Raw genomic sequence first — 17,617 nt, forward strand, 5'->3', positions numbered from 1 at the left:
CAATTAATTACCTAAAAATAGAACAGCCCGCACATTTTCAGTGCAGGCTGCTAGGTAAAACGATGAATTGACAAGCAGATTGACGTTTCAATCAACCAGATCACGCATCAAGTAACTAGTCACGACGACCATTTAACACAGGCTCATGTTGATCTGCGTGCGATACAAAACGTACTCCGCCATCAGACGCTTCGTTGCGACCTTGCAGTTTTGGCTCTGGTGCGATGCGTTCAGATTGAACTTGGTTGTGTGAAGCAGGCGTCATATCGATAGTGCCTGTGAAGTTACCGTCAGCTGCAAAAGCCGTGTTCATTGAAATTGCCATTAGGCCTAGTGCGATTAGCTTTTTCATACATCACCTCATTGTTCTTATCTATTGTTCGTTGTATCGACATCAATGGTTGTTTCCATTGTGACTCTCATCTCGATGCCTTTCGTTTCGATACCTTACGTTTCGATACCTTTCGTTTCGATAAGAATACTTTAGCGCTAAGCCTTTGCTGTCACGAGGAAAACCAAGATTTCCAAATAAGAAACCCATGACCCCGTGTGTAATGATATTGCCAAATTAGATTTTGACCTTCCCTTGTCTTTCCGACTAATACTTATGATTAATATGAGCAGGTGGATGCGTATTCGGAGAAGGACATGAACACCAACCTTGATATTCAAAACATCTTAGTCTTGAAGAAAATGTATGAACTTCGACACGTTGGCTTGGTTGCCGACACTCTAGGTAAAACGTCGAGCGCTATTAGCAAAAGCCTCTCGAAGCTCAAAAACCAGCTCGACGACCCGCTGTTTATTCAGACTAAGCAAGGGTTCGAACCGACCTCGTTTGTTGAAGCGAATATTCAGCACTTTGAGAGCATCATTAGCAGCATGAGTTTGATTAAGCCGGAAGGGTTTACTCCTGAAACCTATCAGGGTTCAGTTAAGATCTATGCCAACAACCATTTCTGGCAGCAGTTGGGTGACAAGTTGTACCTGAAGCTATTAAAAGAAGCGCCCAAGGCTACCGCATCCTTTCTCCCCTGGGATACCAATGCTAGAAATCGAATCATTGATGGTGAAGATGCGGTTGCGGCACACTACTTTGATGAAACTCTTCCGCAGTCTATTGCTCAAACTGAGTTTGGGCGCGGCTCTGTGGTCTTTTTCGTTCGTAACGACCACCCCGCGACTGATGTTTACAATCTAACAGGCTACCCTGTGGTTCTGCACAAGACCGCAGGTTGGAACGATAATAAATACCCACTCATCGAGCGCCTAAGTAATGTTGGGTTTCGATTTAAACCCAAGGCAGAAGTCACGCACCCACAAAACGTCCATGATATCGTTCTGCAGACAGATCACTTTGGCGTCACAACTAACGGCAGCGTTCCAGAAGGTTGTCGAAGTATTCATTTGCCTCAAACACTGAACATCGAGATCCATTACGTCATGAGTTGTCGTCGCTCTCAACAACAATCTCCATTAAATCAATGGTTATTTAGAGTGCTCAAAGAGACCCTTTCCGAGAACCGTGGATAACCATTCGAGCTAAATGGGGTTGAGTCAGTAACAGCCCGACCTGGCCAACAGACCAACATTAAAAATAAAAGGTGATGACACGCATCATCACCTTTAGTTACACTCCTTTAGCGACGATTAGTTATGACTATTATCGATCTGATAGAAGGTCACTTGGGCATAGTCACTGTCATTACTGGTGTTATCTTGTAGGTAGATGCCCGCTTTAAAATACATGTAGTTGTCGGCGTCATCGTATCCACTATTATTCATGTCGACTTCTTTTGCAGCAAGCTCAGTTCCATTTTGACTGATGGTTGTGATCAGTTTGTCACCCTCCACCACAATCGAGTATGAGAAAGTCTCATCCAAGGCGATGCCGTCACTCGGGTTACTTAGACTATTCAGATCACCATCAGACGTTACCATGTTACCCAGTAAGTTGTACCAAGTTTCATCACCTCCAGTAGACTGCGACGTCTCATGAGCAAAATAGATTGCTCCCTTATCGTTATTAGGCAGCTTATGGTAGTACAGACGAATTGGCTCATTTTTCTCCGCGTGGATTTGACCGATCACGATTCGACCCACTTGCTCAGTATTTGAGGTGGTGGTTGTCACATGGTTAACTGCCAATGTAGCATTCAGAGTGCCATCAATACCGCCAAAGGCTGCTTGCTCGCTTGAAGGAATTGAAGAGAACGCCCAGTTATTATCCTTGCCAGATGTAGAGTAAGACGTGTCACCGCGACGTAGCATTTCACGCAGCTCAGTTCGCACATACTTAGTACCGCTCGATGTGGTGACCCCTTCAACTGGCGTATAGAACACCAAACCACCATCGCTACCAGTGTAGAAAAACTCATCTTCATAGCCCGCAGCCAAAGTATTCTCTTTGATTGACGTTGCGTAACCATCGCCTTCATCCACTGGAATACTCACATACCAATCCAGAAGGTCAAAGTTGCCCGAAGGTGGCGCATTCGGGTCTAACCCAAAATCTTGCCCCTCGTTACCATGAATCTGTACTTCAGTAATGTTAGTCCATACACTCTCAGCACTGTTTGAAAACACCTTAATTCGAACCCAACGCGCTTGAACGTCTTGTACATCGTAGCTTTCAAAATCGGATGTATTGCCTCCGCTTTCACCATAGTAGACCTTATCCCAAGTACTAGAGCTTTCATCAGCTAACGCACGAATCTCAAATTTGTAGGTTTGCTCTTCGCCTTTACCCCAAGCGATCTTGACGTCTTGAACGTTCTGAACAGAACCAAGATCGAGTACGAGGTTAACCGGAGCGTTTTGCGCAGCCCAGCGTGACGACCAGTTGGTGTCACCATCAATTGCCTTCGACGCAGGATAAGAAGAGTGCGAACCACCCCAATCCGATGCCGATTGAATATTTAGCTGTTCTGCCGCAACAGAACCAGAAAACAGCGCAAACATGACAGCACAAGATAGTGGTTTGCAAGGTTTAAAAATCATACAAGTCTCCATGATTTGTTTCACGTTTATTATTTTATTCCATAGGTTGCACAGCTTCCTCTGCACAACGGAAGATAATATAGATGAAGATTTGTACGACAAGCTGGCAAAACATCACACAAATAAATTATTATATTACAAATATCACAATGTGTGATATCACTCATCTTTATACCGATAATCGCATGTATGTTTGCATGTAGACTTTGAAACACATCTGTTGTCCATTGCTTATTGCGACTCTTGCAAGCAATTCTCCTACCGAGTGTGACACTCGCGGGCAAACTGATCTTTTTACTCTAAAGTGACGTAGCCTGACCTTGTTATTCGTAACTTAGTAAGCCAACCTTAGCTAATAGGAAAGCAAATTTTAACGGAGAGAAAACAATGATTAAGATGCTAGTGTGTGATTTTGACGGCACCTTGGACGGTGGTTCATCTGACGGGGTCAATCAATTGTTTGACTACTTGAGCGATCAGCCTAGTATTCGATTTGTTATCGCCACAGGGCGTACGTTACCTTCCATTAAAGTTGGCTTAGCCTCGGATAACTACCCAACACCACACAGCATTATCAGCGACGTTGGAACCCAGATTCACCATCATCAACCAATCCAGCAACCTGATATGCACTGGCACCAAAAACTAAAAGCAACGTGGGATAAACGTAAAGTTGAACAAGCGTTAGCGGGCTTCGACTTCATGGGCAAATTGGACCCTAACCACCAAGGCGACTATAAAATCACATTTGAAGGATCATTAACTGACCATCAAAGACAGCTTGTTGAGAGTGCGCTCGTAGCACATGGTGCACAGGTTGACTTAACCTACTCTCACGATTGGTACTTGGACGTTACCCCGAAAAACGTCAACAAAGCTTCTGCTATTCACCACCTTTTGAAACAACACGACTTAACTATCGATGAAGTGTGTGTGGCGGGTGATTCCGCTAACGATACCTCAATGCTGACCATCAATGGCGTTAACTCAATACTGGTGGCCAACCACTATCCAGAAGTCGCTCACCTTTCAAAAAGGGACAATGTCTACACCAGCAAGGCAACGCATGCTGCAGGTGTATTAGAAGGGCTTCAGTACTGGCAAAGCCAGCCTAGATAATGCTCATAAGTGTAAAGCTAGACTGAGGCAATGGTTTACTTCCAGCCCATTTTCCACAAACTATTGTTGGTAAGGTCATGCCAATCGATATCACGCGCTCGCTTTGTCATCACCGCTTCAAGAACACACCTTACAACCACATCTTCTTCAAATTCCATCTCAGCGATCATGAAGTGCTTTTCACGATTGACGGGGGTCACAGCAGTCCACTTACTGTGCAGTAACTTCTTAGGATTGATTCTGTTCATATAACTCTCCTTTCTTTTAGTTTTATCTATAAGCTTCAAAGAGTTATTCGGATCACTTAGAAATAAAAAAAGCATGGTGGCCAATCATCACCATGCTTTATTACCTGCTAGATTTTAAGCCCAAACTACCAATCGTAAGTTAAGCTCGCGATAACGTTGCGACGGTCGCCGTAGTAACAGTAATAGTTACAGGTAGCGACGTACTCTTTATCAAACAGGTTTTTCGCCGCGACTTGCAGTTTGTAATCCGCAAATCGGTAGCTTACCGTTGCGTCGTAGAGGGTATAAGACGGAACCTTATTTTGTTCGAGGTTATCGCCATAAGTTTCGCCAATGTATCGAACACCACCACCGATACTCAACCCATCTAACGTACCATCAAAGAATTGGTATTTCGCCCAAGCAGAACCAATCATGTCTGCCACTTGTGCTGGCGTTTTACCCACTTGATTCTGATCTTGGTCTTTGGTGACCTCAGAATCTAAGAACGCTAAGTTACCAATTAGGGTAAGTGACTCGGTTACATTCGCCACAGCACCCAATTCCACACCTCGGTTACGAATTTCACCAATCTGGTTGACCTGTTTACTACCAGTGATGACATCCACCACATCTTTCTTCGTCGCTTCATACACCGCAACGTTGAACTGGCCCTCAAAATTCTTAGGCAGGTATTTCACACCCGCTTCGTAACTTTCACCACGTTCTGGCTTCGCCGCTTGATTAGCAACAGAGGTTTTAATGATAGGCTCAAAAGATTGTGCATAACTAAAGTAAGGTGTGAACCCTGCCGACGTCACATACGCGACACCTAAGTTGGTTGTCCATTCCTCGTAATCCGCTTTGCGAATACTACCTGTTGTCTTATTGGACTGTTCATTAGAGGTATCGTCGTAGCGAAGCCCTGCTTGGACAATCAAATCATCGAATCGAATTTGGTCTTGAATATAAAAGCCAAGTTGGCGATTTTTAGTGACTGAATTTTGCAGGTCTGCATCAGACACAGGAGATAGAGTCGGTGAACTTGGATCAAGCAAGATAATGTTGTTAGTGTAGCTTGGGTTATAAACATTGAAGGTCGGATCGTAAACACCTAGCCCAGTTAGTACATTGCCATCAGCAACAATCGGATCAGCAGCGTAATCATTGCTGTCAATGTCGATCATTTGGTAATCAACACCAGTTAGTAAGATGTGCTCGATATCACCAGTTTTAAAGTTAAACACCAATCGATTATCGATATTAAAGGCATCTGAATGCCCCTCTTCTGTAGATGCCTGACGAAGAACCGTTTGTCTTGACCCTGTAGGATCTAAAGCGGCACCAAATGTCGGATGATCCGCTGCGTACATCAATGAATAAATCTGCTTTAAGTTGATATCCATACGGCTATAACGTGCCGACTGGCCGAAGCTCAGTGCTGAATTAAACTCATGGTTAAATTCATACCCTAACGAGAGTTGCTCACGTTCAAAGGTTTCCCAATCTGGATTACCTACCGCGGTGCTATCTGAGATTTTGCCATTTGGGTTGTCTGTTAGCGTGCCTTCCATCGGTAAGAACTGCAAGTAGGGGTCGGAATCATCTTCTTGATAACTTGCTAAGAACGTAATGTCTGTTTTATCGCTCACCTTCCACATTAGTGATGGCGCAACCATAAAGCGTTTAGCCTCAACATCATCGACCTTAGTGCCATTCTTTCTACCAAGCGCGACTATGCGGAAAGCAACATCATCATTCACCTCGGTGTTCACATCGAGAGTCACTTGGGTGCGGTCAAATGAACCAACGTCAATACCTACTTGACCTGACCCCCCATCAAATTGTGGACGTTTGCTAACAACATTAATCAAGCCGCCTGGAGGATTTTGCCCATACAGCACAGACGCAGGGCCGCGGAGTACTTCTACACGCTCCAAACCAAATGGGTCAATTTGCCAACTGTAAAAGCCTGCGGAATAGAGTCGTGTACCATCTTGATACAAGCCTGTCCCTGCTTGTTGGAAGCCACGTACGACAAACCAATCTTGTTTATTATCTTCACCGTAATAGTTGGTCTGAATACCCGGTGTATACTGAAGCGCATCGGAGATACTGATAGAGGCACGATCATCCATCTGCTCACGTGTCACCACAGAAACTGCTCTAGGGGTTTCATGCAGGGCAAGTGGCGTTTTGGTTGCGGTTTGACTTTTCTCGCCAACATAACTGAAGTCCGGCCCTACCGCATTGTCATCGACCTGCTGACCAATCACGACAACCGTTTCATCCTCTTCTGCATGAACAGCTCCTCCACCAAGTAATGCAGTCACTGCAATTGAAAGTGGGGTGAGCTTAAACTGCCACTTCATCATTCTCTCCTTAACTAAATCCATACAAACAACATATAAATACAAATTATTATCATTAACATTAACATTAACATTAACATTGAGAATTGTAACAGGAGAAAAGTTAATGTGAATTTATAAATCAAGATGATATGAAACAAGTGATCAGTAGCACGTATAATGAGTTGACTATGCTGTTAAAAGTTACACTTGGTTAAGCTTGGGGAGCAGAGAAGTTGAGAAAGATCGATAAGGGTTAGAGAAGCAAGGCATATACAACGAATTGAGCCATGATGACTCAATTCGTCCAAAAGATGCGGTTATTAAATAGAAATACCGCTACATCAAATGTAGATTACATAGAAGTACAGGTACCTTGGATAGCAAGATCAGTCTTAGTAACTTCAACTTTACCAGTTTGTTCTTCTACTTGTTCTAAAGCTGCACCGCCAACGAACACACCCATTTTGATGTATTGCTGAACGAAATAGTTACGACCTTCTTCTGTATACAAAGTTAGGTCGTTTGCTGAGAACTCGGATTCAGTACTGATCGTATGTTCTTGGTTCCCTGAAACTTGCTGGTAAAAGAAAACACCAGGTGCAGTCTCACCAACGCAATCGCCATTAATGTAGACATCTTTTTTCAACGCAGCGCCGACTGTCGAGTTATCACGATATACATATACACCCGCCATGCCCTCTGCTGGCTCAGCGAATTGCTTCAATTTAGTTGACTCAGCTTTATCTGCGGTTGGAACCGTTGCACAACCTGATAATACTGACAGTGCTACTGCACTAAAAATTAGCTTAGTTTTCATTTATTTACCTTTTACCAAATAACGATTGTTTATAATTCAGCAAGATGATATACACCCAAATTTATGAATCATGCTCCATTTATAAAAATCGCGACAAAGCTAACACAATGCGAGAACTTCTCATTTGTAATTTGTAAATCCGTCACATTGTTACGATTTAACACATACTTAACCTGCTGTTTTTAATATAAAAAAAGCCAGCATCATGAAGCTAGCGTAGATTCAACAGATTGAGTTGTTTCAACTAACCGTTTTTAGGTGGAACAAATGCTGTGAGCTCAAGAGCCGGTCCTGTGTACTTCTCCTCTTCACAAGTGCAGAATTCGCTGCACATCTGTTTGCGGAGTTTTTAAATAACGTTGCAGACCATTGACTACATCAATAAAAAAAATCGTTAAATGAGCTAAAGTTCACGGCCAATGAAATAGTATGGGAAGACAATGAGCCACCCTGAACTTTTGCAGAAAATTGCAAGCTTTGAACGTATTGAGCAGGCGCTTGAGTACTTTGAGATCGGATTTGACAGTCGATTCATCGAAGAGAACCGAACAGAGTTGGTGAAACGTTTTAATGGCTATCTAATTTTGACCAAGCCGGATGATTGGTTTGCAGGACGACGAGCACTCAAAAATGCCTATTGTAAGGTTCAACGCAGTAAACTAGACAAACATACACGTTCCGCTTGTCGCGGTTGTACATCTTGCCAACGGCGCTGAAGTTTTCAGAGTAGTTTGCTTCAAATGAAGTGTGCTAACCTTAGTGCAACTCAACTACCAGATAACAACTACAATGAAAATTTTCAGTAATTTCGAAAGCGGCAATATTAATGTCGTTAATGCAGATGCTCCACAAAACATCCAACTGACTATCCCAGCGGATAAGCACACTGACATCGCACAGTGGTTTCACTTCCGTTTAGAGAGTGAAGCGCAAGTTCCACACCATTTTGAAATCCAAGGCTTAGCAAAGTCCGCCTACCCAGAGGGTTGGAAAGAGTACGACGTCGTTGCTTCTTACGATCGCGAAGAGTGGTTCCGTATTCCAGCAACGTTTGATGGCGATACGCTACAGTTCGATATCATTCCTGAGCATGAATCTATGTTCTTTGCCTACTTCGCTCCTTACTCCTATGACCGCCACCAAGATTTACTTCACAGTGCTCAAACGCACCCTGCTTGTAAGCTTGAAACGCTAGGTGTGACTAATGACAACAACGACATTAGCCTACTGACTATTGGCGAACCGAGCCCAGAGAAGAAGAATATCTGGATCATTGGTCGTCAACACCCAGGTGAGACGATGGCAGAATGGTTCATTGAGGGCTTCTTGCAGCGCCTGCTTGATGAGACAGACACGGTTGGCCGTGCCCTACTCGACAACGTTGTGATTCGCGCAGTACCAAACATGAACCCAGACGGCAGTATCCGTGGTCACTTACGTACTAATGGCTTGGGCGTAAACCTAAATCGCGAATGGCAAACACCCTCAATGGAGCGCAGCCCAGAGGTTTACCTCGTTCGTGAACGCATGTTAGAAACTGGCGTTGATATGTTCTTGGATATTCACGGCGACGAAGCTATCCCTTACAACTTTGTCGCGGGTAGCGAAGGTATTCCTTCTTATGATGCGCGTTTACAAGGCTTAGAAGAGCACTTCAAACAAGCACTGTTCACTATCACACCAGAATTCCAAGACGAAATCGGTTACGATAAAGATGAGCCGGGTAAAGCAAACTTAACTGTAGGCTCAAACTGGGTCGCAGAGCAATTCAAGTGCCTGTCTTACACCGTTGAAATGCCATTTAAAGATCATATTAGCCACGCAGATGAGCTTTACGGCTGGTCACCAGACCGCAGTGTTGCATTTGGTCACGATATGCTGGCGGCAGTATGGGCAACAGTACCAAAACTGTAATCCGTCCATACTATATGCAGGCAACTCTGTAGAGTTATCAGACCGATAGAGACAAGAAGCCCGAGAGTTATTTGACTCTCGGGCTTCTTAATGTTCTCAACTGCTTTAATCTATTCAACTACGCCGCTCTTAAACTTGCGAAAAATGCAGGGTAGCGTTGGCGGATGTGCCTCTGTTCAGACACCATGTCTTTAAAGCTCGGACCACGAGACAGTTGAATGATCACTTCATCCCCATCAAAGCGTAAAACCGCACCCAATATATCAACGCGTTTTTCATCATGTAGGTCGAGTGTGCCCGCCATCGAAAGTCCACGATAAAAGTGACTGACATTTCGTGTCATAACGCGCACGCCTTTCTCCGATACTTCACTCACTTGAAAGAGCTGATCTTTGATACGCATGATCGGCCTAGCCCCTTTGGGGTATTTTAGGCGATAGTACTGGCGTTTTTGGGTAAACGACCCGTCACTCATTTATCTGTCTCCCTACACATGGTGCAGCTTAAGCTTAGCACCCAAATCAATATCCACTCACAAGATGAACATAGCACAAATCATCATTAGAATTAATTATCGGCTAAGCTTGTCAGACCTTTAGCGAAAATATCGACACGTGACGTCCGATTTTGCGAGCGGTAAATTCCAAACGGTTCCAATGAGCTAAAAAGGTTCACTCAACCATTGCGCGCTGTTAGACTCCTCATCCATTTTCAACCGGTTCACATCATGACATTCAAATCATTAAACCTGTGTTCTGAGCTTATCGAGGCTCTGCCGCAAACGCTGCAACAACCAACAGAAATTCAAACGAAAACGATCCCAGCGATCATTGAGAAAAGGGATTTACTGGCATTGGCTCAGACTGGCAGCGGCAAAACACTTGCATTTGGTCTGGGTGGACTACACAACCTTGAACATGGCATCGATGCGGTTCAAAGCCTCATAGTGGTACCAACACGTGAACTCGCCAACCAAGTAGCCTCTTCAATAGAGCCTTTTGCGCGTGCACTCTCCATTCGTATTGCAACCTTTATAGGTGGAATGAGCGAAGAGAGTATTAGCGATATGTTGAGTCAGGAACCGCAGATGATTGTAGCGACACCTGGTCGTTTAGTGTCTCTGATCGAACATGGCTCACTATCACTCTCACAGTGCAAATCATTTGTGCTTGATGAAGCCGACCGTCTATTAGACATGGGATTTTGGCCTGACATTCAGGCGATCAAGAAATCTTTACCAGCCAAACATCAGACTCTGCTTTTCTCGGCAACACTACCGACGGAGTTAGAGCAACAAGCTGAAACCCTGCTGTTCAAGCCATTGAAAGTGAGCGTACACCCAAAAAACAGTGTGGTCGAGAACATCCAAGAGACCTTGTATTTGGTCAACAAAGGCAGTAAACCTCAAGCTCTTATCAGTCTATTGAAGCAGCATCAAAACACTCAATCTTTGGTTTTCATCGGTGCAAAAGATAACGCAGATGCTCTCACTAAGAAGCTTAAGAAAGCCAAGCTCAATGTTGAAGCACTGCACGGTAATAAGACTCAAGACGAACGCAGCCAACTCCTCGAAGCGTTTAAAGAAAGGAATATTGAAACGCTTGTTGCAACCGATGTGATGGCTCGTGGTATTCATATTGACGACCTACCTCTGGTCATCAACTTTGAGTTACCTGCTCATTCCGCAAGCTATGTCCATCGTGTCGGGCGCACCGCTCGTGCTGGCGCCAATGGTCATGCCATTTCATTGGTGAGTCACAGTGAAATGGATACCTTGAATGCAATACGTCTATTAACCGAGCGAGCGTTACCAATTCAATCGCTAGACGGCTTCCCTGTGACCGACAAGCCAGCAACCGAAGGCACACAACGTAAACGTCCTCCGAAAGACAAACAGGCCAATCGTCGAACAGCCAAGAAAAAGAGCATTAAGCAATTTAAAAGTAAGAACTCACGTCAAGCAAATTGATCGTCAGTGTCGCATCCGACAACACCCTGTTTTGAACAAAAACGGATGTTTCATCCAAAGCCCGGTTTTGAACTGGGCTTTTTTACATCTAAATCTGACGAAATAGTCATCTTTACTCATATAAAACGTCTTATTTCAACACTAGGCTCCAAGCTGTTTTGATGACATTTTTATGAACATCGCACTCAACTGATTGATTCCTCGTTGGTCAAAAAAAATACTTCAAAATCGCGTTGACGGTCACAAAACCACCAACTAGATTTTTCTATTAGTGTCTATAAACAGGAGGTCATTGAAATGAAACGTGCTAGCTCTGCATACCGATTACAACTGATTAAAGAAGTGGCAACCCGACGCGACCGTCAACGTTCCAATGACCCGATGGCTAACTACATTCAAACACTATTAGACAATAAAGATGAGAGTGATAGCTCTGTTGAACGTAACCACCGATTCAGTGGTAATCATTTTGATGAGCATATTGGTGGATGGGTAAGCGATCATTGGGGTTCCAAGTAGATTTGCCCCAAAAGCAATACTTTCGAGCCCACAATGCATAAAAGCCACTGTTTAGTGGCTTTTTAGTATTCTGTTATCACCTTGGTATCAATTTACTGTTCGTGCACTATTGGAAAGGCATATCAGAGAGGTGAGACAACACTTCCATTTGCTCTTCTTCAGTCATAGTGTGCCAATCGCGTGCGACTCTTTCTGGGTCGTCTTTATCTTCTATGCGTTCTTTGTCTAACGACTTTATTGGCTTTTTCTTAATTTTTCTCTCTTTCTTACTCATACCAACATCATCCTTTCTGGCATCGTAGTCCTAGTAGTATTACACCTGCCGACCAATGTAAATAGTTTGTTAAAATTAGACTATGTGAACCGCGATTATCCAAAAAGATCTTGTTGTGGATTCACAGACTCTTCTGATGGCTGTTGTGGTTTAGCGCCACTATTCAACTGAGCAAGACGCTTTCTTCTATATCTTTGTCGGCATAATTTAATGACATGCAACTGCTGAGATGGTGTCATAGACATCCAATTAAAGCGCTCTTCCCGCTTTCGCATACAACCATTGCAATAGCCTTTCTCATCGGTTGAACATACTCCGACACAAGGGCTTGGAACTTGGAAAAACTCTAACTGCTCCACGACTCCTCCTGAGTACTTTATATGCCTGCTACTATGATGACTAAACCATCGAGCCCAATGAATCCATACTAAACTATGACCGTATACTGACATATATAGTGCTTTGTTAACTATACTTTTCATCAATCAAGTTACGTAACTTTGGTAACTTCGTTTATTCCTTTGGAGCCATATTATATGAAGTTTAGTTCAAAAAAATTACTAGCAGTAGCCGCTTTACCAATCATGCTTGCTGCATGCACGACAACAGGTAGTGACGCAACGCAAGTAACAGCTACCGACCTACAGCACCATAATTGGGAACTGGCACAAATCGACGGCAAAAACATTGAGAAAAGCGTGCATCGCGAAGCACCTCGCCTTGAGATCGGTGAAAAGCTAACAGCTAATGGCGTTGCAGGTTGTAATAATTTCTTTGGTCAGGGTGAATTAAAAGATGGTCAATTCCGCATCAAACAGATGGGTATGACAATGAAGATGTGTCACGGTACAGCAATGGATATTGAACAGTCTGTATCTGCGACTCTTGTAGAGTGGAGCGACGTAACGCTAACCAACGACATATTAATACTGAAGAACGATGTACACACTCTGACGTACACACTAAATGATTGGAAAAACTAATCATCTCAACAACGTGAAAATCAAGTTTTCAAAAGGAGCCATTTGGCTCCTTTTTTCGTATCTGGAGAGTATTTCCAACTTATTACAAAATTTTCCATTGGTTCTGTAATTATTTAGCCAAAAACACGGTCATAGATAAGGTCACATAATTCAACAAGTAATTCTTTGAATTTACTATTAAATTAGAAATTATTTCAGAACCAGATAGAATAACTTTAGGAAGTACCAAATGCACAGCCCTCGCCGGTTCACAAAGATATGGAAAAGTTTATGAACAAATTAGTTAGTACGATTGGATTACTGGCCACAACGGCCTATAGCGCAACACTTTATGCAGACAGCACAAACACTCAAGAGTGGAGCAAAATAGAGCGCGAAGCCGAAGGACAAACTGTCTACTTCCATGCTTGGGGCGGCAGCCAAGAGATCAATCGCTATATCCAATGGGCTGGCAAGCAACTGCAACAAAATCACGGCGTGACACTTAAGCACGTTAAGGTCACTGACATAGCCGAAACAACAACTCGTCTGATCGCAGAAAAAGCCGCTGGTAAAAACAGTGGCGGTAGTGTCGATATGGTCTGGATTAACGGTGAAAACTTCCGTTCTATGAAGGACAATGCGCTACTGTTTGGCCCATTTACTGAAACACTACCTAACTGGCAGTATGTCGATAAATCGCTACCCATCGATGTTGATTTCTCAGAACCGACTGAGGGCTTAGAAGCGCCTTGGGGTGTTGGACAACTGGTCTTTATTCACGACCAAGAAACACTCAACAACCCTCCGCACTCTTTCTCTGAAATGTTGAGCTACGCACAAGCGTATCCAAATCGCTTAAGCTACCCTCGTCCACCAGAATTTCACGGCACCAGCTTTGTGAAGTCGCTCCTTATTGAGCTCACCAATAACGATCCGGCCCTGTCTAAACCTGTTGATCAGAAGACCTTCCAGACGATTACTCAACCACTATGGGCATACCTTGATGAATTCCATAAGGTTGCGTGGCGTGGCGGCAAACAATTCCCTGCTGGTACATCCGAAAGCATCCAGCTGCTTGATGATGGTCAGTTGGACTTAGCGATCACCTTCAACCCGAATGCGGTTTTCTCTGCTCAAGCCAATGGTACACTGGCAGAAACCACCAAAGCGTTTGCCTTCGAAAGTGGTGCACTATCTAACATTCACTTTTTAGCCATCCCTTGGAATGCCAACGCATCGGCGGGCGCGCAAGTGGCAATCAACTACCTACTAAGCCCAGAAGCACAATCACGCAAAGGCGAACTTAACATCTGGGGCGACCCATCTGTATTGAGCAGCAAATACCTAACAGGAAGCGCGCGTAATACTCAGCAGTTCAAGTCGGTAGATGAGCCGCACCCAAGCTGGCAAACCGCACTCGAATCTGAGTGGTTAACGCGCTACGGTAACTAAGTTTGATTCTTCACGCTCTATATTTTGTTGTTATAGCGGTGTGCATCATCCCAACTATCCCAGGGGTAGTTGGGGTTATTGCTTCATCCCTCAGTTATATACCTCCACTGGGTTTAGAACAGTTTTCAATCGTTGGTTTCGAGCAAGTTTTCGCGTGGGAAGGCGTCTACCACTCTATCGGTCTTACACTGAGCTCAGCCGTGATCAGCAGCTACCTGGCCTGTTTTCTCACCTTCTGTATTCTCCAAGCCACGTGGGACAAACCATTCTGGCGTAAAATCGAGCTTACTCTGTCTCCGATGCTAGCGATTCCTCATGTTGCCTTTGCTATCGGGTTCGCCTTTCTGTTTAGCCCAAGCGGTCTTGGTATGCGTGTCCTGCAAGGTTTCTTTGGTGAACCTTCGACGAATACTGAGCTGGCATTACTAGTGAAAGACCCGTATGCACTTGGATTAATCGTGATGTTGGCGTTGAAGGAGATTCCATTCTTATTGTTAATGAGTATCTCTATTCTGCAGCAATTAGATATTCCTAAAATCACCAAAGTGAGTGCTTCGCTAGGCTACAATCGTTCACAAATTTGGTGGAAATGTATTTTCCCACAATGGTTCAACAAATTACGCTTCCCTATGTTGGCGGTACTCGCTTACAGTTTGTCTGTTGTTGATATCGCGCTCATTATCGGTCCAACAAACCCACCCACTTTTGCTGTATTAGTGTGGCAATGGTTTAACGACCCAGATCTCAGTTTATTACCAAGAGCTGCAGCCGGGGCCATTGTTCTATTTGGTTTAGCAAGCCTACTTATAGCGTTTGCTCGATTGGTCGAATGGGCCATTCTTAAGTATTTCCGTGGCTGGCAGGTATCAGGTCGCCGCGGTGTCGATCTACCTGGACGTAACCTGTTCTCTTTCTTGGCATTGCTAACAGCAGCTATGTTCCCATTGATGTTGATATGGAGTGTCGCTCAACGCTGGCGCTTTCCTGACCTATTACCAAGCCGTTATAGCACTCGCTTTTGGGAATACGAGTGGGACGCGATCACCGGTACCATTAGCACCAGCCTCTGGATTGCGATTATTTCTGCGACCATCGCCTTAGTACTTGCCCTCATTGCTCATGAATATCGTATTAAGCATCGCTGGCAAGTTCCGGGATACATTATCGCAATTCCGATGCTTATTCCTCAGCTATCTGTTCTGTTTGGTTTACAGGTTACCACTCTCTACCTCAATAGTACCGCTTATGAGTTTTGGGTGATTTGGTCGCATGTATTTTTTGCTTTTCCATTCGTCTATTTGTCATTAGATGGCCCTTGGCGCAGTTTTGAACCTGGCTTGATCAAAGCCGCTCTCAGCCTCGGGAAGTCGCCGCTTCGAAGCTGGCTCACGGTTAAATTACCGATTCTGTTACCAACGATGGTTTTTGCTTGGGCTGTGGGCATTAGTGTCAGCCTTGCTCAATATCTGCCAACATTAATGTTGGGTGCAGGTAGAATCAGCACCATCACCACAGAAGCAGTTGCCTTGACGAGTGGATTCGACCGCAGGGTCACCGCGATTTACGCTATTTGGCAAGCCTTACTGCCACTATTCTTTTTCTCTTTTGCGATTCTTATCAGCCGTTTACAAATGAAGTATCGCCGTCTTTCATATAAAGGTTTATTACCTAATGAGTCTATCTCTCAACGACCTCGCCATCCATAAGCTCGATGGAAGCGAGTTATTTTCATCGCTCAATCTTCATTTAAAATCCGGCGAAGTGCTGGCTCTGATGGGACCAAGTGGCTGTGGCAAGTCGACTTTGCTCGACGTGATCGCTGGTCACCTTAGCAACGAGTTTGAATACGCAGGGCAAGTTCACGTCAACGACGAGCGAATTGATAAAATCGCGCCTCATAAACGTGAGGTTGGGATCCTGTTTCAAGACGATCTGCTCTTCCCTCACCTAAAAGTTTGGGAAAATCTGGCCTTTGCACTACCAAACAGTATTAAAGGAAAAGAGCGCCAACAGCGAGCGTTAGATGCGCTAAAAGACATCGAACTGACACGACTTGCCGACTCATTCCCAGACCAGATTTCTGGAGGGCAGCGAGCACGAGTCAGTTTGACCAGAATGTTACTCGCCAAGCCTAAAGTTGCATTGTTGGACGAACCCTTCAGCAAACTCGACCCTGAATTGCGTGTTCAATTTCGCGATTGGGTATTTGAGCAACTCAGCAAAGCCAATATACCTACATTGATGGTGACCCACGATAAAGCGGATATTCCACCAGCAGCACGAGTACTGAATTGGCCATGGAGTACAGAAAATGCTAGATAAATACTCCATCAAGGTTATTCGTTGGCCGTTAACTCAGTCCGCTAAAGTTCTAAACCGCGCTGGCGTCACTGCGAATCAAACTACGTTTTTCGGCTTTTTGATCGGCTGTTTAGCCTTCCCGTCGCTTTCATTTCAACAGTATGATTTGGCACTGCTATTTGTGGTGCTAAATCGTATCTGTGATGGACTTGATGGCGCGCTTGCTCGTATCCAGGGAATTACCGATGCCGGTGGGTTTCTCGATATCAGCCTCGATTTCTTGTTCTACTCCTTGATACCGTTTGGCTTTGTGATTGCTAACCCGGACGCGAATGCCGTTGCAGGCGCCTTTCTGATTTTCTCTTTCATCGGTACAGGCAGCAGTTTCTTAGCCTTCGCGGTTATGGCGGGCAAGCAAGGAATAGAGAACCCCGTCTATAAGCATAAATCTCTGTACTACATGTCTGGATTGACTGAAGGAACAGAAACCATCGCTTGTTTCATTGCGTTTTGTATTTGGCCGCAACACTTTACCGTCATTGCTTATGCGTTTGGCGCGGCGTGTTGGCTCACCACATTTATGCGAATCTACGCCGGCTTTCAGACGCTTAAAAACATCAAATCCTAAAGCACTTCAATGCGACGAACACGGAATCCATAAAAAAGCGCCGCATTACTATGAAGTAATGCGGCGCTTTCAATATGG

19 protein-coding genes are annotated in these 17,617 nt (G+C 44.4%); 11 read left to right on the forward strand and 8 right to left on the reverse strand.

Features of this window, described 5'->3' with window-relative positions; genetic code table 11:
* Positions 1-115: 115 nt before the first annotated feature.
* A complete protein-coding gene (locus AC6I7V_RS08050) occupies positions 116-352 on the reverse strand; it encodes a VPA0252 family protein (protein ID WP_498010637.1) in 237 nt (78 codons plus the stop codon).
* A 296-nt stretch (positions 353-648) separates the two neighbouring features.
* On the opposite strand from AC6I7V_RS08050, the gene AC6I7V_RS08055 reads away from it, so the two are divergent.
* On the forward strand, positions 649-1,533 hold the full coding sequence (locus AC6I7V_RS08055) for a LysR family transcriptional regulator (RefSeq protein WP_498010638.1): 885 nt from the start codon (positions 649-651) through the stop codon (positions 1,531-1,533).
* A gap of 117 nt (positions 1,534-1,650) precedes the next feature.
* Here AC6I7V_RS08055 and AC6I7V_RS08060 read toward each other — a convergent pair whose 3' ends face one another.
* The gene (locus AC6I7V_RS08060; RefSeq protein WP_255230494.1) at positions 1,651-3,000 is read right to left on the reverse strand and encodes a polysaccharide lyase family 7 protein; all 1,350 of its coding nucleotides are present in this window, start codon (positions 2,998-3,000) and stop codon (positions 1,651-1,653) included.
* 387 nt (positions 3,001-3,387) lie between these two features.
* Here AC6I7V_RS08060 and AC6I7V_RS08065 point away from each other — a divergent pair, with 387 nt between their 5' ends.
* Positions 3,388-4,119: an HAD-IIB family hydrolase gene (locus AC6I7V_RS08065; protein ID WP_498010639.1), complete on the forward strand. Its 732-nt coding sequence runs from the start codon at positions 3,388-3,390 to the stop codon at positions 4,117-4,119.
* A 35-nt stretch (positions 4,120-4,154) separates the two neighbouring features.
* Here AC6I7V_RS08065 and AC6I7V_RS08070 read toward each other — a convergent pair whose 3' ends face one another.
* The 3 genes from AC6I7V_RS08070 to AC6I7V_RS08080 form a co-directional block, all read right to left on the reverse strand.
* Positions 4,155-4,367, reverse strand: a complete 213-nt coding sequence (locus AC6I7V_RS08070; protein WP_498010640.1) for a TIGR02450 family Trp-rich protein — start codon at positions 4,365-4,367, stop codon at positions 4,155-4,157.
* 125 nt (positions 4,368-4,492) lie between these two features.
* Positions 4,493-6,718, reverse strand: a complete 2,226-nt coding sequence (locus AC6I7V_RS08075; protein ID WP_498010641.1) for a TonB-dependent siderophore receptor — start codon at positions 6,716-6,718, stop codon at positions 4,493-4,495.
* Between the two features lie 334 nt (positions 6,719-7,052).
* On the reverse strand, positions 7,053-7,517 hold the full coding sequence (locus AC6I7V_RS08080) for a DUF2846 domain-containing protein (protein WP_150868889.1): 465 nt from the start codon (positions 7,515-7,517) through the stop codon (positions 7,053-7,055).
* A gap of 440 nt (positions 7,518-7,957) precedes the next feature.
* Between AC6I7V_RS08080 and nifW the strand changes: the two genes are divergently transcribed.
* Positions 7,958-8,233 carry a nitrogenase-stabilizing/protective NifW family protein gene (gene nifW, locus AC6I7V_RS08085; protein ID WP_255230490.1) on the forward strand — a complete coding sequence of 92 codons (276 nt, stop codon included), beginning with the start codon at positions 7,958-7,960 and terminating at the stop codon, positions 8,231-8,233.
* Between the two features lie 73 nt (positions 8,234-8,306).
* Complete coding sequence (locus tag AC6I7V_RS08090; RefSeq protein WP_498010642.1) at positions 8,307-9,431, forward strand: M14 family metallopeptidase; 1,125 nt, start codon at positions 8,307-8,309, stop codon at positions 9,429-9,431.
* Positions 9,432-9,549: 118 nt separating this feature from the next.
* Here AC6I7V_RS08090 and AC6I7V_RS08095 read toward each other — a convergent pair whose 3' ends face one another.
* The gene (locus tag AC6I7V_RS08095; protein ID WP_498010643.1) at positions 9,550-9,906 is read right to left on the reverse strand and encodes a PilZ domain-containing protein; all 357 of its coding nucleotides are present in this window, start codon (positions 9,904-9,906) and stop codon (positions 9,550-9,552) included.
* A gap of 252 nt (positions 9,907-10,158) precedes the next feature.
* On the opposite strand from AC6I7V_RS08095, the gene AC6I7V_RS08100 reads away from it, so the two are divergent.
* Together AC6I7V_RS08100 and AC6I7V_RS08105 are read left to right on the forward strand one after the other, a co-directional pair.
* The gene (locus tag AC6I7V_RS08100) at positions 10,159-11,400 is read left to right on the forward strand and encodes a DEAD/DEAH box helicase (RefSeq protein ID WP_498010644.1); all 1,242 of its coding nucleotides are present in this window, start codon (positions 10,159-10,161) and stop codon (positions 11,398-11,400) included.
* A 297-nt stretch (positions 11,401-11,697) separates the two neighbouring features.
* Positions 11,698-11,919 (forward strand): hypothetical protein, encoded by a 222-nt coding sequence (locus AC6I7V_RS08105; RefSeq protein ID WP_032552151.1) that lies wholly within the window; start codon positions 11,698-11,700, stop codon positions 11,917-11,919.
* A 106-nt stretch (positions 11,920-12,025) separates the two neighbouring features.
* On the opposite strand, the gene AC6I7V_RS08110 is transcribed toward AC6I7V_RS08105, so the two are convergent.
* Both AC6I7V_RS08110 and AC6I7V_RS08115 read right to left on the reverse strand, forming a co-directional pair.
* Positions 12,026-12,193: a hypothetical protein gene (locus AC6I7V_RS08110; protein ID WP_255230486.1), complete on the reverse strand. Its 168-nt coding sequence runs from the start codon at positions 12,191-12,193 to the stop codon at positions 12,026-12,028.
* A gap of 95 nt (positions 12,194-12,288) precedes the next feature.
* Positions 12,289-12,552 carry a DUF1289 domain-containing protein gene (locus AC6I7V_RS08115; protein WP_255230485.1) on the reverse strand — a complete coding sequence of 88 codons (264 nt, stop codon included), beginning with the start codon at positions 12,550-12,552 and terminating at the stop codon, positions 12,289-12,291.
* Between the two features lie 177 nt (positions 12,553-12,729).
* Between AC6I7V_RS08115 and AC6I7V_RS08120 the strand changes: the two genes are divergently transcribed.
* The 5 genes from AC6I7V_RS08120 to AC6I7V_RS08140 all read left to right on the forward strand — a co-directional run bounded on the left by AC6I7V_RS08120 (position 12,730) and on the right by AC6I7V_RS08140 (position 17,539).
* A complete protein-coding gene (locus tag AC6I7V_RS08120; RefSeq protein ID WP_255230484.1) occupies positions 12,730-13,176 on the forward strand; it encodes an META domain-containing protein in 447 nt (148 codons plus the stop codon).
* Between the two features lie 270 nt (positions 13,177-13,446).
* Positions 13,447-14,610, forward strand: a complete 1,164-nt coding sequence (locus tag AC6I7V_RS08125; RefSeq protein ID WP_498010645.1) for an ABC transporter substrate-binding protein — start codon at positions 13,447-13,449, stop codon at positions 14,608-14,610.
* Between the two features lie 5 nt (positions 14,611-14,615).
* Positions 14,616-16,316, forward strand: a complete 1,701-nt coding sequence (locus AC6I7V_RS08130) for an ABC transporter permease (protein WP_498011669.1) — start codon at positions 14,616-14,618, stop codon at positions 16,314-16,316.
* On the forward strand, positions 16,282-16,932 hold the full coding sequence (locus AC6I7V_RS08135; protein WP_498010646.1) for an ATP-binding cassette domain-containing protein: 651 nt from the start codon (positions 16,282-16,284) through the stop codon (positions 16,930-16,932). The genes AC6I7V_RS08130 and AC6I7V_RS08135 overlap by 35 nt, the downstream gene beginning before the upstream one ends.
* Complete coding sequence (locus AC6I7V_RS08140) at positions 16,922-17,539, forward strand: CDP-alcohol phosphatidyltransferase family protein (protein ID WP_498010647.1); 618 nt, start codon at positions 16,922-16,924, stop codon at positions 17,537-17,539. Before AC6I7V_RS08135 ends, AC6I7V_RS08140 begins: the two co-directional genes overlap by 11 nt.
* Positions 17,540-17,617 lie beyond the last annotated feature (78 nt).

The organism is Vibrio sp. KUL70 (assembly GCF_059725515.1).

What these genes read in the sequence shown, in the direction of transcription:
- AC6I7V_RS08050 (WP_498010637.1), bottom strand. Translation starts at nt 352, where the DNA reads ATGAAAAAGCTAATCGCACTAGGCCTAATGGCAATTTCAATGAACACG.
- AC6I7V_RS08055 (WP_498010638.1), top strand. Translation starts at nt 649, where the DNA reads ATGAACACCAACCTTGATATTCAAAACATCTTAGTCTTGAAGAAAATG.
- AC6I7V_RS08060 (WP_255230494.1), bottom strand. Translation starts at nt 3,000, where the DNA reads ATGATTTTTAAACCTTGCAAACCACTATCTTGTGCTGTCATGTTTGCG.
- AC6I7V_RS08065 (WP_498010639.1), top strand. Translation starts at nt 3,388, where the DNA reads ATGATTAAGATGCTAGTGTGTGATTTTGACGGCACCTTGGACGGTGGT.
- AC6I7V_RS08070 (WP_498010640.1), bottom strand. Translation starts at nt 4,367, where the DNA reads ATGAACAGAATCAATCCTAAGAAGTTACTGCACAGTAAGTGGACTGCT.
- AC6I7V_RS08075 (WP_498010641.1), bottom strand. Translation starts at nt 6,718, where the DNA reads ATGAAGTGGCAGTTTAAGCTCACCCCACTTTCAATTGCAGTGACTGCA.
- AC6I7V_RS08080 (WP_150868889.1), bottom strand. Translation starts at nt 7,517, where the DNA reads ATGAAAACTAAGCTAATTTTTAGTGCAGTAGCACTGTCAGTATTATCA.
- nifW (WP_255230490.1), top strand. Translation starts at nt 7,958, where the DNA reads ATGAGCCACCCTGAACTTTTGCAGAAAATTGCAAGCTTTGAACGTATT.
- AC6I7V_RS08090 (WP_498010642.1), top strand. Translation starts at nt 8,307, where the DNA reads ATGAAAATTTTCAGTAATTTCGAAAGCGGCAATATTAATGTCGTTAAT.
- AC6I7V_RS08095 (WP_498010643.1), bottom strand. Translation starts at nt 9,906, where the DNA reads ATGAGTGACGGGTCGTTTACCCAAAAACGCCAGTACTATCGCCTAAAA.
- AC6I7V_RS08100 (WP_498010644.1), top strand. Translation starts at nt 10,159, where the DNA reads ATGACATTCAAATCATTAAACCTGTGTTCTGAGCTTATCGAGGCTCTG.
- AC6I7V_RS08105 (WP_032552151.1), top strand. Translation starts at nt 11,698, where the DNA reads ATGAAACGTGCTAGCTCTGCATACCGATTACAACTGATTAAAGAAGTG.
- AC6I7V_RS08110 (WP_255230486.1), bottom strand. Translation starts at nt 12,193, where the DNA reads ATGAGTAAGAAAGAGAGAAAAATTAAGAAAAAGCCAATAAAGTCGTTA.
- AC6I7V_RS08120 (WP_255230484.1), top strand. Translation starts at nt 12,730, where the DNA reads ATGAAGTTTAGTTCAAAAAAATTACTAGCAGTAGCCGCTTTACCAATC.
- AC6I7V_RS08125 (WP_498010645.1), top strand. Translation starts at nt 13,447, where the DNA reads ATGAACAAATTAGTTAGTACGATTGGATTACTGGCCACAACGGCCTAT.
- AC6I7V_RS08135 (WP_498010646.1), top strand. Translation starts at nt 16,282, where the DNA reads ATGAGTCTATCTCTCAACGACCTCGCCATCCATAAGCTCGATGGAAGC.
- AC6I7V_RS08140 (WP_498010647.1), top strand. Translation starts at nt 16,922, where the DNA reads ATGCTAGATAAATACTCCATCAAGGTTATTCGTTGGCCGTTAACTCAG.